The 12,576-nt window shown below is 63.3% G+C and carries 17 protein-coding genes; 7 read left to right on the top strand and 10 right to left on the bottom strand.

Going from position 1 to position 12,576, the window contains the following annotated elements; genetic code table 11:
• Positions 1–168: 168 nt before the first annotated feature.
• The 3 genes from X771_RS148785 to X771_RS0134230 all read right to left on the bottom strand — a co-directional run bounded on the left by X771_RS148785 (position 169) and on the right by X771_RS0134230 (position 1,906).
• A complete protein-coding gene (locus X771_RS148785) occupies positions 169–678 on the bottom strand; it encodes an Hsp20/alpha crystallin family protein (RefSeq protein WP_023688524.1) in 510 nt (169 codons plus the stop codon).
• A 74-nt stretch (positions 679–752) separates the two neighbouring features.
• Entirely contained in the window at positions 753–1,229 is a 477-nt protein-coding gene (locus tag X771_RS148790) for an Hsp20 family protein (RefSeq protein WP_023688523.1), read from the bottom strand.
• A gap of 239 nt (positions 1,230–1,468) precedes the next feature.
• Positions 1,469–1,906 (bottom strand): hypothetical protein, encoded by a 438-nt coding sequence (locus X771_RS0134230; RefSeq protein WP_245262635.1) that lies wholly within the window; start codon positions 1,904–1,906, stop codon positions 1,469–1,471.
• A 65-nt stretch (positions 1,907–1,971) separates the two neighbouring features.
• Here X771_RS0134230 and X771_RS1000000168170 point away from each other — a divergent pair, with 65 nt between their 5' ends.
• Together X771_RS1000000168170 and dusA are read left to right on the top strand one after the other, a co-directional pair.
• Positions 1,972–2,208: a hypothetical protein gene (locus tag X771_RS1000000168170; RefSeq protein ID WP_023688521.1), complete on the top strand. Its 237-nt coding sequence runs from the start codon at positions 1,972–1,974 to the stop codon at positions 2,206–2,208.
• A gap of 228 nt (positions 2,209–2,436) precedes the next feature.
• Complete coding sequence (gene dusA / locus X771_RS148800; protein ID WP_023688520.1) at positions 2,437–3,432, top strand: tRNA dihydrouridine(20/20a) synthase DusA; 996 nt, start codon at positions 2,437–2,439, stop codon at positions 3,430–3,432.
• Between the two features lie 5 nt (positions 3,433–3,437).
• Here dusA and X771_RS148805 read toward each other — a convergent pair whose 3' ends face one another.
• Positions 3,438–4,142 carry a TIGR02281 family clan AA aspartic protease gene (locus X771_RS148805; RefSeq protein WP_023688519.1) on the bottom strand — a complete coding sequence of 235 codons (705 nt, stop codon included), beginning with the start codon at positions 4,140–4,142 and terminating at the stop codon, positions 3,438–3,440.
• A gap of 13 nt (positions 4,143–4,155) precedes the next feature.
• Positions 4,156–4,389 (bottom strand): DUF1289 domain-containing protein, encoded by a 234-nt coding sequence (locus X771_RS148810; RefSeq protein WP_023824914.1) that lies wholly within the window; start codon positions 4,387–4,389, stop codon positions 4,156–4,158.
• Between the two features lie 187 nt (positions 4,390–4,576).
• Between X771_RS148810 and X771_RS148815 the strand changes: the two genes are divergently transcribed.
• A complete protein-coding gene (locus X771_RS148815; protein WP_023688518.1) occupies positions 4,577–5,575 on the top strand; it encodes a nicotinate-nucleotide--dimethylbenzimidazole phosphoribosyltransferase in 999 nt (332 codons plus the stop codon).
• A 9-nt stretch (positions 5,576–5,584) separates the two neighbouring features.
• Here X771_RS148815 and X771_RS148820 read toward each other — a convergent pair whose 3' ends face one another.
• The gene (locus X771_RS148820; RefSeq protein WP_023688517.1) at positions 5,585–7,108 is read right to left on the bottom strand and encodes a HAMP domain-containing sensor histidine kinase; all 1,524 of its coding nucleotides are present in this window, start codon (positions 7,106–7,108) and stop codon (positions 5,585–5,587) included.
• Between the two features lie 75 nt (positions 7,109–7,183).
• Here X771_RS148820 and X771_RS148825 point away from each other — a divergent pair, with 75 nt between their 5' ends.
• The 4 genes from X771_RS148825 to X771_RS148840 all read left to right on the top strand — a co-directional run bounded on the left by X771_RS148825 (position 7,184) and on the right by X771_RS148840 (position 9,710).
• A complete protein-coding gene (locus X771_RS148825; protein ID WP_023688516.1) occupies positions 7,184–7,807 on the top strand; it encodes a thermonuclease family protein in 624 nt (207 codons plus the stop codon).
• A gap of 39 nt (positions 7,808–7,846) precedes the next feature.
• The gene (locus X771_RS148830) at positions 7,847–8,458 is read left to right on the top strand and encodes a glutathione S-transferase (RefSeq protein WP_023688515.1); all 612 of its coding nucleotides are present in this window, start codon (positions 7,847–7,849) and stop codon (positions 8,456–8,458) included.
• Positions 8,458–9,075, top strand: a complete 618-nt coding sequence (locus tag X771_RS148835) for a uracil-DNA glycosylase family protein (RefSeq protein WP_023688514.1) — start codon at positions 8,458–8,460, stop codon at positions 9,073–9,075. Before X771_RS148830 ends, X771_RS148835 begins: the two co-directional genes overlap by 1 nt.
• 143 nt (positions 9,076–9,218) lie before the next feature.
• Positions 9,219–9,710, top strand: coding sequence for an Lrp/AsnC family transcriptional regulator (locus tag X771_RS148840; RefSeq protein WP_023669013.1), 492 nt, complete (start codon positions 9,219–9,221; stop codon positions 9,708–9,710).
• A gap of 48 nt (positions 9,711–9,758) precedes the next feature.
• On the opposite strand, the gene X771_RS148845 is transcribed toward X771_RS148840, so the two are convergent.
• From X771_RS148845 to X771_RS148860, 4 genes are read right to left on the bottom strand one after another with little or no spacing between them, the layout of a single operon-like run.
• A complete protein-coding gene (locus X771_RS148845) occupies positions 9,759–10,328 on the bottom strand; it encodes a DUF3299 domain-containing protein (RefSeq protein ID WP_023669012.1) in 570 nt (189 codons plus the stop codon).
• 46 nt (positions 10,329–10,374) lie between these two features.
• Entirely contained in the window at positions 10,375–10,959 is a 585-nt protein-coding gene (locus tag X771_RS148850) for a GNAT family N-acetyltransferase (RefSeq protein ID WP_023669011.1), read from the bottom strand.
• Positions 10,919–11,623: a DNA alkylation repair protein gene (locus X771_RS148855; RefSeq protein ID WP_023688513.1), complete on the bottom strand. Its 705-nt coding sequence runs from the start codon at positions 11,621–11,623 to the stop codon at positions 10,919–10,921. Before X771_RS148855 ends, X771_RS148850 begins: the two co-directional genes overlap by 41 nt.
• Positions 11,624–11,632: 9 nt before the next feature.
• Complete coding sequence (locus tag X771_RS148860) at positions 11,633–12,502, bottom strand: NAD(P)-dependent oxidoreductase (RefSeq protein WP_023688512.1); 870 nt, start codon at positions 12,500–12,502, stop codon at positions 11,633–11,635.
• Positions 12,503–12,576 lie beyond the last annotated feature (74 nt).

Raw genomic sequence — 12,576 nt, 5'->3', positions numbered from 1 at the left:
GACAAAGCCGGCCCGTCTAGACGAGGCCGATTGTCATTGTCCGGCCGGACGGACGTCTTGGTTAGGGTTCTGTTGTCGCTGCTTTGAACTGTCTCCATTGCCTGTCCCTCCCGTTATGAAGGGTCGCACGGGCAGCGGCCGTAAGGGCCGCCACCCATACTGCATCCGTCAGTTCTTCCCGTTGATTGCGATCCGCTTGGCCTTCGCCTGCGCCCGCTCGGTCTTGGGCAACGTCACGGTCAGCACCCCGTTCTTGAAGGCGGCGTTGACCTTGTCTTCTTCAACCTCGTAGCCGAGCGGAATGAGGCGCTCGAAGCGACCGTAGAAGCGCTCGGAGAACTGCCGGTCCTTGTCCTCGGTCTCGGAACGCTTCTCGCCTTTAAGCTTGAGCGCCCCATTTTCCAGCAGGACTTCTATGTCGCTCTCGTCCAGGCCAGGTATTTCCGCCGTGACGCGGACTTCCTTGTCCGTGTCGGAGATTTCGACACTCGGCCAACTGGCGGCGAAAGAGGGACCGAAGGCCGGCAGTCTGGCGCCAAAGCTGCGGAAGGCGTCATCGAACAGCCGGTTTACCTCCCGGTGGAGGGAGACGAAGGGGTCTCGATTTCCGTCGGGGAAGAGACTGGGCGCCGAGTTTCCGTTGCCCCGGCCCCATGGGATCAAGTCACGTACGCTCATTGTCTTTCTCCTTTTGTAGGTCTCTGAGTCGGGCGGGACGCCCGGCTCAAGCGAAAGCCTTCATGGTGGATTGCTCAGGCGGCCAGCTTGTCGGTCTCGACCTTGGGCGCCTCGATCTTCGGCATGGGAGCCCCGCTGGAGATTTCGATCTTGCGCGGTTTCATCTCCTCGGGAACCTCGCGCTTGAGATCGATGCTCAGCAGCCCGTTCTCAAGGCTGGCGCCCTCGACTTTGACATGATCGGCCAGTTCGAACCGACGCTCGAAAGCGCGCCCGTTGATGCCGCGGTACAGATACCGGCCGTTCTCATCGCCGGATTGCGACCCGCTCACAACCAGCATGTTGGGCTGGTGGGTGACGGTCAGCTGGTCCTGCGAGAAACCGGCGACCGCCATCGTGATGCGATACTGATCATCATCAACCTTGGCGATATCGTAGGGCGGCCAGTTGTCGAACGAGGCCACACGGTTCGCACTTTCAAGCATGTCGACCATGCGGTCGAAGCCGATGCTGGACCGGTATAGAGGGGTAAAATCGAGGTTTGTCTTGATAGCCACATCCTCCTTGAGCAACATGGACAACAGAAGGCGCCAAGAGCCTTGCCGCCTCCTGGTGTTGCCGGCCCCATTGGGCGGCCGGCGACCATCATTTAGAATCGCGACGTGCACCTTCAAGAGGAAGAATAGGAAAATTTTCATCGGCAATCTGGGCGAACTCACCGATGCCACATCCCTCCCGCCGGCGGGGTCACTCGCCGACGGTCCATGGTGCAAGAACAGCTACGTCGCCCTTAAATCCGATCGACGAATGGTACGAACGCGGCCACTGCCGCGCTGTCACTGCAGTCAGGACCGGCACGCTCATCCGATTGATCCAACTGTTGCAACGCATCCATGATCGTGTCGAAGCTGACCGGTTCACCCGCTCCCGGCAGCATGCGAAGCGCTGGCACGGATTCTACGGCGCAGGCATCCGATGCCCATGACGAAAGAATGGCGCGCTTCTCCTGAGCGTCCAGGGCAACATCGGCCAAAACGTCGTGGGGATGTTTGAAATGCCGCGCCGGATGCAGCAAGCGGTCCAGAAAAACGTCAGGGGCCCACGGGTTCAATCGATGCAAAATAGCTCGAAATGGGTCCTTCCATGGATGGTCCTCCGCTTCAGACAATCTCATGCGAGTTTGGCGGCTCTCGCCAGCGGCTGTCGCGATCACGACCAGGCAGATCATCCAGGAACGACGCTCAACGACTTTCCCTAGGTGATGTCGATGCCGAGCGTCATCGGTCCGGCACCTTGGGCGGCCCGGTCGCGACCAAAACGAATGAGCCGTTCGCGATCAAGGGCAGCTATGTTGCACTTCCCCAGATGTCTTTGGAGCATATCGAGGGCTGCGGCCTTGGAGCGGCGAGGGGACTTGCCTACATCGCACATGTCGTCGATATGAAGGTCGATGGGTTCGCCGAAAGTTTTCAGGCGCGCTATACGGACTTGGTCGGCGTCTCACCGCGATCGACTTGGCGCTCGGTTTAGGTTGCCCAGCGCCTGGCGTCGTCTCGGCGCAGAAAGGTCTCGCTAACGTAGCGACCCTTGCGACGGACTTGGACACGCCATGAACCGGACGAGAGTTTTGTGTAGGTGGCCATTTTCTCGTGTGCGCTCCGTGTGCACTGAGAGATCGAAACGTGGCGAAAAGGGTCGTATTCTGGCGTAAATTCGCGTGCACTCGGGCTGCTCTAACGATTTGATGTTAAAGAAAAAATGCTGAAAAATCAAGATCATAGACTGGCTATTGCACCCATGATGGACTGGACCGACCGGCATTGCCGGTTCTTCCACCGCCAGTTGACGCGGCGTGCGCTGCTCTACACCGAAATGGTGGTGGCGGACGCTGTCATCCATGGTGCGCGCGAGCGGCTGCTTGGTTTTGACGAGACCGAACATCCGGTGGCACTGCAGCTCGGCGGCTCCGATCCGCAAAAGCTGGCCGAGGCGGCGCGCATCGGCGAGGGCTTCGGCTACGACGAGATCAATCTCAATGTCGGCTGTCCGTCCGACCGCGTCCAGTCCGGCACGTTCGGCGCCTGCCTGATGAAAGTGCCTGACCTCGTCGCCGATTGTGTGGCGGCGATGAAGGCGGCGGTGAAAATCCCGGTGACGGTCAAATGCCGCATCGGCGTCGACGAGCAGGATCCGGAGCCCGCGCTCGACGCGCTGGCCGACGGCGTTTTCGCGGCCGGCGCCGACGCGCTGTGGGTGCATGCGCGCAAGGCTTGGCTGGAGGGTCTGAGCCCGAAGGAAAATCGCGACATCCCGCCGCTCGACTATGACAGGGTCTATCGCCTCAAAGCGGGAAAATCGAACAAATTCATCGGCATCAACGGCGGCGTTCAATCGCTCGAAGAGGCGGCTCGCCACCTCGATCATGTCGATGGCGCCATGCTTGGCCGCGCCGCCTACCACACGCCAGGCATCCTGGCCGGCGTCGACGCGGCATTCTACGGCGACAAGGCCGGCGCCTACGATTTTGCCGCGCTGATCGACACGATGGCCGACTACGCCGCGCGGCATATCGAGCAGGGCGGGCGGCTCGGCCACGTCACCCGCCACATGGTCGGGCTGTTCCACGGCCTGCCGGGCGCGCGCCGCTTCCGGCAGATACTGTCCACCGACGCGACGAAACCCGGCGCCGGACCGGATGTGCTGAAGGCAGCGTTCGCTGCCGTCGATTTCGACCGTGTTGAAAAGGCCGCTTAAGCAGTTCAGTCGCGCAGAATCATCCGGTCGCCGCGCACGTCGAAACCCGACAGGGAACCGATGAAGTTCATGCCGAGCAGGCTCTGGCTGAGCGCGCCGGGCGCGGCGACCATCACCTGCATGTTCTTGCGCACGATGCCGCCGATCGCCAGTTCGTCGGTGCGCACCGAAGCGGCGCGTGCCATGCCATTGGCGGTCGAGACCGGGACGGTGAAGCTCAGCGCGGCCGGATTGAAGCCGGCCGCCTGCGCGTCTTCGGCGGTGAGCACTGTACTGGTCGCGCCGGTATCGACGACGGTGCGGATCGGCGCGCCGTTGATCGTGATGCGGGCCTCGAAATGGCCGCTGCCGGCCTTGTCCAGGGTCACGGTGGCATGGCCGTCCTCGACGCCGAGCGCCAGCGGGCTGCCGGGAACGAGGCCCGCCGTCACCCGGCTGGCGAAATCCTGCAACTCGTAGCGGTACTGGTAGCCGGCGACGAGCGCCAGCACGATCAGGGCCCACGTGCCGAGATTGCGGGCCATGACGCCGAGCGGCCTGCCGGACCGGACAAGGCCGGCGCTGACCAGCAAGCCGATCGCCCCCAGCCAGACCAGACGGCTGAAATCGTAATTCTCGATGCCGAACGTGCTGCCGGCGTCGTTGTTGATCATCAGCAGCATCAGCCCGAGGCCGATTGCCGCCATCACGATCCAGAACAGTCGGTTCATTGGACCTGCCGCCTCAAGAGAGGACGTCGCGCTCGCGCGCCATGCGGCTGCGGCGTGTTTCCCGGCGCGGCCGGCGCTCGACCGTTTCCAATCGGGCCGGCAACTCGGCCATGACGCTGCGGCGTACCTCCGGCGTCATCCCCATCCAGGCGCCGATTTCATCGCGCGTGCGGCCACAGCCGAAGCAGAAGCCGGTTTTCATGTCGATCGAACAGACCAGGATGCACGGGGATTCGATGGCCGTCATGACTTTCTCTTGAAGGTTCCGTCCGGAATCCCTCGTTCCATCTCCACATGGTGCAACGGCAAAGCCAATGCAAGCCCTTCGGAATGCGGCGCGGGCAACCGCTTTCGCGCCAATGTCGAGGGGAGTTGTGCCGGCCGGGCAAGGCGGTTATGCCGCTGATCAACCACAGGGAATGATCAGGACCGACATGACCAGCGCGCTGCCCTTCGACGACTTTCGCAATCTGCTGGCGAGCCTGCCGCCTGCCGATACAGTCGCGGAAAACAGGGTGCGCACCCTGTTTTCCAAGGCCGACAAGCCGAAAGCCTCGCTTGGCCGCATTGAGGACATCGCCGCCTGGCTTGCTGCCTGGAGCGGGCGCGCCCCGCCGGCGGTAAACCGGCCCCTGGTGGCGATCTTCGCCGGTAACCATGGCGTGACCCGCCACGGCATCTCGCCGCGCCCTGTCGCTGAGACCGCAAACGCCGTTGAGCTGTGCGCCGCCGGCGGTGCGGCAATCAACCAGATTTGCGTCGCCAACAATCTTGGCCTCAAGGTGTTCGACCTGGCGCTGCACATTGCGACCGCCGACATCACCGAGGACGCCGCCCTCGACGAACGCGGCTGCGCCGCCACCATGGCCTTCGGCATGGAAGCCATTGCCGGTGGCTCCGATCTGATTTGCCTCGGCGATCTCGGCGTCGGCAACTCCACCGTTGCGGCGGCTTTGTGCGCCGCCCTGTTCGGCGGCAGCGGCGCCGACTGGGTCGGCCCCGGCTCCGGTGCCGACGCGGCCATGCAGGCGCGCAAGGCTGATGTAGTCGATGCAGCCGTCGCCTTCCATGGTGCGGCTCTGAAGGACCCCCTGGAAGCACTGCGCCGGGTCGGCGGCCGCGAATTCGCGGCCATTGCCGGCGCTATCCTCGCCGCCCGGATGCAGAAAATCCGGGTGCTGCTCGACGGCTTCGCCGCGACCGCCGCCGCTGCCGTGCTGCACGCCGCCAACCCGGGTGCGCTCGACCATTGCCTGCTGGCCAGTCTGTCGCCGGAGTCCGGCCAAAGGCTTGCCGCCGAGCGGCTCGGCCTCAGGCCGCTGTTCGATCTCGGCATCAGCCACGGCGAAGGGGTAGGGGCCGCCCTTGCCGCCGGTCTGGTCAAGGCGGCGGCGCTTACCAGTTCGGGCATGGCGGCGGCGGTCAAAGCCTAGAACAAGCTGTCAACGTCGGCGGGCCGCCGCCACGGTCTTGGTTGGCAGCGCCGGCAGTTCCTCCATCACTCGGGCGAGCGGGAAGATGGCGATTGCCTCGGTGCCTTCGCGCAATTTCGACTGAAGTTCGAATTCGCCGCCATGCATGGCGAGCAGGCCCTGCACAATCGGCAGTCCGAGCCCGGTGCCCTGTTCGGCGCTCTTGATGGCGATCGAGCCCTGGCCGAAGGCGGACAGCACGATCGGGATTTCGTCTTCCGGTATGCCCGGCCCATTGTCCTTGACCGAAATGTACTGGCCACCGCCCGCCGTCCAGCCGACGCGCACGCGAACTTCGCCGCCGGTGGCGGTGAATTTGATGGCGTTGGACAGGAGGTTGAGCGTGATCTGCCGCACCGCGCGCTCGTCGGCGAACAGCCGCGGCAGGGCACTTTCGAAATCCTGGACGATGCGGATGTCCTTGTTGCGCGCCTTCAATTCCATCATGTGGCAGCAATCTTCGGCGATGTTGAGCAGCATCACCGGCTCTTCGTTGAGCTGATAGCGGCCGGCCTCGATGCGCGACAGATCGAGGATTTCGTTGATCAGGTCGAGCAGATGCTGGCCGGAATCGTGCACGTCGCGGGCGTAGTCGCGATAGGTCGGGTTGCTCATCGGCCCGAGCACCTCATTGGCCATCACCTCGGAAAAACCGAGAATGGCGTTGAGGGGCGTCCTGAGCTCATGGCTCATAGAAGCAAGGAAGCGCGACTTCGCCAGATTGGCGTCTTCGGCCCGCCGACGAGCTTCGTCCGACATCGATTTCGCGGTCTCCACCTCGGCGAGCAGCGCATCCTTTTCGGAGCGGAAGGACAGAAGTATCAGCGACGAGCGGTTGAGATGGCGCGCGATATAGGCAAAGAACGGCAATGCCGCGACCAGCAGGGCGACCATGATCGTCCCGACCGGCACCCAAAATTTCGTTTCAGCATAGGCATAGACCGCCACCGGAACGACGAAGGTGGCAAGCAGCGAGCCGCGCAAGGACGACGCCATGATAGCGGTCGTCGCCATGGCCAGCAGCAGCACCACCGCCTTGGCCACCTGGAACTGGTCGATCTGGCAGGTGGCGCAGCCGAGCCAGGCGAACCACGCCCAGCCGAGGCCGCACAGCGAGTGGCCGATCAGAAAATCCCTGCGGGTGCGAACAGCGTTGAGCTCGGCAGCTTCGGTGCGGCCGACGCGCCGCGCCATGAAGGCGACGATCGAATAGCAGATCAGGGTGAACAGCGCCCAGACGCTGATCTGTTTGTCCACACCGGCCAGCAGCCCGGCCGCCGCGACCGCCAACACCAGCAGTGGGATGACGGCTGCGCCGCCCACCATGGTCCCGGCGTGCAGCTTCAGCAGCTCGCGGTCGAAGTCGAGATTGCCGACCTGCTGCGAAAGACGGTCGCGCGTCTTGCGCACCGCGCGCGCCACATCGCTGTTGCGGTGCGGTTTCCGGCGGTCCACAATGAATTTATCCGCTGTGTTCGAGCGTAGCAGAGGCATGGAAACTTCGATTTATGCGCGCAGCGATCTCAATTCGTTAAGCTACGTTCGAATGATTAAGAGACTGTTTGCCATATGAGCCGTTCGTGGTCGCCAAGGCCGCGCCGGCGATACTATCCGCCGCCGCCGCGAAGCCTGTGGCGCAAGCTGCTGGATTACGCGCTGACGGTCATTCTGCTCGGCCTGCTGATCCTGCTCGCCGCACGCCTCGACCGTTTCGAGACGCGCAAGGCGCAAGGGGCGGCGATCGTCAACGATGGCGATTCACTCACCCTTGGCACCGAACGTATCCGCATGCGCGGCATCGACGCTCCGGAATACCAGCAGATCTGCCGTAGGCATGGCGCAGACTACGCTTGCGGCAGGCTGGCACGCCAGGCGCTGGTGCGGCTGATATCAGGCAATCCGGTGACCTGCAGCGGCTGGCAGCGCGACCGCTACGGCCGCCTGCTCGGCGATTGCAAGGCCGGTGGAAAGGATCTCAACCGGGCCCAGGTTGAGGCCGGCTGGGCAATTGCCTATGGCGATTTCGACACCGAGCAGGCCATTGCCCGCGCCGGCAAGGTTGGCATCTGGGCCGGCACGTTCGATCGGCCGCAAGACTGGCGCGAAAGCCACCACGGCGGCCCGCTCGAAAGAAAGCACGGCACCCTGGCTTCGGTCGGTGACGCCTTGCGAGAGATGTTTCGCTTCTGGTGACGAGCACTATAGTTGAAGGACCAGATCGGGAGGATAAGCATGAAACTGTTCGACGGCGGCCGCGCCCCCAATCCGCGGCGCGTGCGGGTTTTCCTCGCCGAAAAGGGCATCGCAGTGCCGCTGGTGCCGGTCGACATGGGTGCGATGGGGCACAAGCAGGAGCCGGTCAGGTCGCGCAACCCGCTGCAGCGGCTGCCGGTGCTCGAGCTCGACGGCGGTACCATCCTCACCGAATCCGTCGCCATCTGCCGCTATTTCGAGGAACTGCATCCCGAACCGGCGCTGTTCGGGCAAGGCGCGCTCGGCAAGGCCAAGGTCGAGATGTGGCAAAGGCGCATGGAGTTCAATCTGCTCAGCTGCGTCGCCCAGGCTTTTCGCCACATCCATCCGGCGATGAAGGAATGGGAAATTCCGCAGATCCCCGAATGGGGCGAGGCCAACAAGGCGAAAGCGGTCGAATTCCTGAAACTGCTCGACCCCGAACTGGCAAACCGCGAATTCGCCGCCGGTGACGCCTATTCGATCGCCGATATCACCGGCATGATCGCCATGGATTTCATGAAACCGGCGCGCATCAAAGTGCCGGACGAGTGCACAAACGTGCTGCGCTGGTACAGCGCCGTCTCCAGCCGTCCGAGCGCTTCCGCCTGATGGAGGCGGAACTCGAACGCTTGACGGCAAAGGTCCGCGCCTGCCGCATCTGCGTCGACACTCCGGTCGGCAGGCCACTGCCGCACGAGCCGCGCCCGGTGCTGCTGCCATCATCCAGCGCCCGCATCCTGCTCGCCGGCCAGGCGCCAGGCACAAAGGTGCATTCGTCCGGCATGCCGTTCACCGACCCGTCCGGCGACCGGCTGCGAAGCTGGCTGGGCGTAACCAGCGAGGAATTCTACGACACGGATAAATTCGCCATCGTGCCGATGGGGTTCTGCTTCCCCGGCCAGGACGCAAAGGGCGGCGACCTGCCGCCGCGCCGAGAATGCGCGCTGGCCTGGCGCGCGCCGCTGATGGCGCTGATGCCGCAGATCGACCTCGTTTTGACAATCGGCTCCTACGCGCAATCCTGGCATATGGGCGCCACGCGCCGGCCGTCGCTGACCGAAACCGTGAAGGACTGGCGCACCATCTGGGATGCGCCGGCCAGCCTGAAAGTGCTGCCGCTGCCACACCCGTCATGGCGCAACTCAGGATGGCTGAAGCAGAATCCATGGTTTGAAATGGATTTGCTGCCGTTTCTGAGATCGGAAATCCGCTATCGCATAGATTAGACTTTAAGCAAGATATCACTCGCTTTTGTGCCATCCGGCAGAATTTCTTTCTTGTGAAAGGTCGAAATAAGAGGGAGTATAGCCAATCTATTCCCAAAGCGCGTCGCGTCCGAGGGAACGCGGCCTGCACCAGGAGCACCTCAATGGATCGCCTCGACAGAAAAATTCTCCGCCTCCTGCAGGAGGACGCGACGCTCGCGGTTGCCGATGTCGCCAAGAAAGTCGGCCTGTCGACGACGCCGTGCTGGCGCCGCATCCAGAAGCTGGAGGAAGAGGGAGTCATCAAGCGGCGCGTCGCCATTCTCGACCACGAAAAGGTCAATGTGCGCGTCACCGTCTTCGTGTCGATCCGCACCAATTCGCACAGCCATGAATGGCTGCGGCGTTTCTCGGAAGTCATCCAGGAATTTCCCGAGGTGGTCGAATTCTACCGCATGAGCGGCGACGTCGATTATCTCTTGCGCGTCGTGGTGCCCGATATCGCCGCCTATGACGCCTTCTACAAGCGGCTGATCGCCAAGATCGAGATCCGCGACGTGTCGTCGTCCTTCGCCATGGAGCAGATCAAGTACACGACCGAAATGCCGCTCGACTACATGCTGCTGGACAAGGAATCCGGCGCCAACGCGGCCTGAGCGCGGTTGTCCGTGACTGGGCGGTGACGCTGCACAAGCCGGCGGCGCTTAGTTTTTCTTTTTGTTGAGGAAACTCCAGGGCGAGTTGACCGGCAGCGTGATCGTGTCCGGCACCGTGTCGACTGCCACCACATCGGCTTTGCGTACGGTGTAGCCGGACTGGATGATGCTGACGCCGTCGAGAATGAACAACTGGCTCTTCTCCAAGCCGGGCCGCAAGGCGCCGGTCACGGCAACCGACTCATAGGCCTGCGACATCTTGTAGGGACGGGCCGGCGTCACCAGCACGATCTGGTTGGGCGGCGGCGTCGGCATGTGGCTGCAAGCGCCTGTCCACGGCACCAGCAGGAACTGGTAGACGAGGTCGCCATCGCGGTCGACCGGCAATGCATAGCCGGCTAATTGTACCATCTTGTCCTGCAGGTTGAGCGACAATGTCTCGCCACGATCGGGCAGTTTTGCCGCAATCATCGGCAGGCCGGCATCTTCGGCCACCGCCTGCGTCGCAGGACGCAGATCTTTCCAGAAGATGTGCGCGGTTTGGCCTGAGGCGTTGGTAGCGGTGAACACCAACAACGCGGCTGCAAGCGCCAAGGTCGATTTGAGAGGACTGCTCATCGGCCGCTTCCTTTGTGCAGGAGTAAAGACGCCGCGGCCGATCGCGTCAACGCTCGAGCCGCATCACATGTCTGCGAGAGCCGGCCATGCCGACCTCATGGAACCCGCGAGCGATGAACACGCCGCGAAACCCCATGAAACGGTAGCTCGGCGATGCCTCGTCGACCGGGTAGGCCTCGATCACGCCCGCGCCCTTGGCAAAGGCGTGATCTATGGCAGCGTCAAGCAGCGCTGCCGCCAGCCCGCCGCCGCGCAGCGCCCTTGGCACATAGAAGCAGACGATCGACCAGATGCCGGTCTCGTCATCGTCCTGTTGCGACGTCAGCTTCCGATAGGTCTGGCGCGGCGCGACCGAGCACCAGCCGACGGTCTTGCCGTCAATCTGGGCCAAGATTCCCACCGGCGTACCGGCCTCGACAAGCGCCATCATGGCCCGTTTCAACTCGGCGTGCTGGACATGCTCGCGGCGGCCGGGCAGGGGCCGCCAGGCCATGCACCAGCAATACTTCGGACCGCCTTGCGCTTCGAAGAGGCCTTCGAAATCGGCGCGCGTCTGCCGCGTCACCTCGGTGAACCGGACGTTGGCTAGGTCAGCCTTTTCTGGCGGCGATCCGCTCGACGATCTTGGCATTGGTGAGTTCCCGTACGGCGTCCTTGCCAATCCAGCGCGCCGTCTTGTCGGCCGACTGGGCCAGTCGTTCGGCCACGGCAAGGGCAGCGCCGTGCATCTCCAACGATCGCTTGCCGATCGAACGAAGCGCCCAGTTTGCCGCCTTCTTCACGAAATTGCGGCTGTCGGCGGCATGCGCTTCGATGATCGGCAGGAAGCCGAGGAAAGTCGCCACCGGCTCCTGCTTCCGGTGCACGACGGACCACGCCATCATGGCAAAGGCCGTGCGTCGAACGAACTCGCGCTCGTCCGCCGCGAACTCTTCAATCAGCTCCTTCCAGGAGTCCGTGTCGACGAAGAGATCGGAGACGCCGTCGACGATATCCCAGGAATCGAAGGACGCGGCCCATTGTCGTGCATCCGCGGCTGAGAAGCGCTTCGGGTCGGCCGTGACGGAAGCGATGAACTGCGCCTCCATGATGCCGGTCTGCCAAAGTTCGAAAGCTCGCTCGTGGTTGCGCTTGATCTTTTTGGCGATCTGCCGCTGCATGCCATGCGAGATGCCGAGCGCGCGCTCGGTCTTGATACCGTAGCGCAACATGCCGCGGCGATTGTCCTCCGAGCCGATCGAGCGCAAATGGGCGACGATCTCATCGGCGCTCGATTGGGGCGAAAGCTCGGCCATTGCGAACGCTTATTTTTCCAGGCGCGCCAGCAAGGACGAGGTGTCCCAGCGCTTGCCGCCCATCGCCTGCACATCCTTGTAGAACTGGTCGACAAGGGCGGTCACCGGCAGTCTCGCGCCATTGCGGTCGGCTTCATCGAGGCAGATGCCGAGATCCTTGCGCATCCAGTCCACGGCAAAGCCGAAATCATATTTACCGGCATTCATCGTCTTGTGGCGGTTCTCCATCTGCCAGGACCCGGCAGCGCCCTTGGAGATGACTTCGATGACCTTCTCGATATCGAGCCCGGCCCTCTTGCCGAAGTGGATGCCTTCGGCCAGTCCCTGCACCAGCCCGGCAATGGTGATCTGATTGATCATCTTGGTGAGTTGGCCGGCGCCCGACGGACCCATCAGCCCGACCATCCGGGCAAAGGCGTCGATGACCGGCCTGGCCCTGTCGAAGGCAGCCTGCTCGCCGCCGACCATCACCGTCAGCACGCCGTTCTCGGCGCCCGCCTGCCCGCCGGAAACCGGCGCGTCGAGGAAGGAAAAGCCGGCCTTTTCAGCGGCGTCGGCCAGTTCGCGCGCCACTTCGGCCGAAGCGGTGGTGTTGTCGATGAAGACGGAGCCTTTTTTCATCGCGGCGAAGGCGCCATCGGCCCCGGTCGTCACCGAGCGCAGATCGTCGTCATTGCCGACGCAGGAGAAGACGAAATCCTGGCCCTCTGCGGCGTCCGCCGGCGTCAAAGCAAGCTTGCCGCCATGCTGGGCCACCCATTGTTCCGCCTTCGCCGCGGTGCGGTTGTAGACGGTGACGTCGTGGCCGCCTTTGTTCCTGAGGTGCCCGGCCATGGGATAGCCCATCACGCCAAGACCGAGAAATGCCACAGATGCCATGGGTTTGCCCTTCAGACGGAACGGAATTGTCTTGGACAGCTCTAGGCTCTACGCGCCATTCGTCAAGACGCGCA

It is taken from the genome of Mesorhizobium sp. LSJC269B00, assembly GCF_000502815.1.
GTDB lineage: Bacteria > Pseudomonadota > Alphaproteobacteria > Rhizobiales > Rhizobiaceae > Mesorhizobium.
Note: the sequence above shows the minus strand (reverse complement) of the source record. Positions and strands in the feature narration are given on the sequence as shown.

Excerpts from the sequence above, each read along its gene's own strand:
- X771_RS148855 (WP_023688513.1), bottom strand. The coding sequence starts at position 11,623 with ATGGCCGAGCTTTCGCCCCAATCGAGCGCCGATGAGATCGTCGCCCAT.
- X771_RS148860 (WP_023688512.1), bottom strand. The coding sequence starts at position 12,502 with ATGGCATCTGTGGCATTTCTCGGTCTTGGCGTGATGGGCTATCCCATG.
- X771_RS148840 (WP_023669013.1), top strand. The coding sequence starts at position 9,219 with ATGGATCGCCTCGACAGAAAAATTCTCCGCCTCCTGCAGGAGGACGCG.
- X771_RS148830 (WP_023688515.1), top strand. The coding sequence starts at position 7,847 with ATGAAACTGTTCGACGGCGGCCGCGCCCCCAATCCGCGGCGCGTGCGG.
- X771_RS148825 (WP_023688516.1), top strand. The coding sequence starts at position 7,184 with ATGAGCCGTTCGTGGTCGCCAAGGCCGCGCCGGCGATACTATCCGCCG.
- X771_RS148815 (WP_023688518.1), top strand. The coding sequence starts at position 4,577 with ATGACCAGCGCGCTGCCCTTCGACGACTTTCGCAATCTGCTGGCGAGC.
- X771_RS0134230 (WP_245262635.1), bottom strand. The coding sequence starts at position 1,906 with ATGATCTGCCTGGTCGTGATCGCGACAGCCGCTGGCGAGAGCCGCCAA.
- X771_RS148850 (WP_023669011.1), bottom strand. The coding sequence starts at position 10,959 with ATGCCAAGATCGTCGAGCGGATCGCCGCCAGAAAAGGCTGACCTAGCC.
- X771_RS148805 (WP_023688519.1), bottom strand. The coding sequence starts at position 4,142 with ATGAACCGACTGTTCTGGATCGTGATGGCGGCAATCGGCCTCGGGCTG.
- dusA (WP_023688520.1), top strand. The coding sequence starts at position 2,437 with ATGCTGAAAAATCAAGATCATAGACTGGCTATTGCACCCATGATGGAC.
- X771_RS148810 (WP_023824914.1), bottom strand. The coding sequence starts at position 4,389 with ATGACGGCCATCGAATCCCCGTGCATCCTGGTCTGTTCGATCGACATG.
- X771_RS148820 (WP_023688517.1), bottom strand. The coding sequence starts at position 7,108 with ATGCCTCTGCTACGCTCGAACACAGCGGATAAATTCATTGTGGACCGC.
- X771_RS148835 (WP_023688514.1), top strand. The coding sequence starts at position 8,458 with ATGGAGGCGGAACTCGAACGCTTGACGGCAAAGGTCCGCGCCTGCCGC.
- X771_RS148845 (WP_023669012.1), bottom strand. The coding sequence starts at position 10,328 with ATGAGCAGTCCTCTCAAATCGACCTTGGCGCTTGCAGCCGCGTTGTTG.
- X771_RS148785 (WP_023688524.1), bottom strand. The coding sequence starts at position 678 with ATGAGCGTACGTGACTTGATCCCATGGGGCCGGGGCAACGGAAACTCG.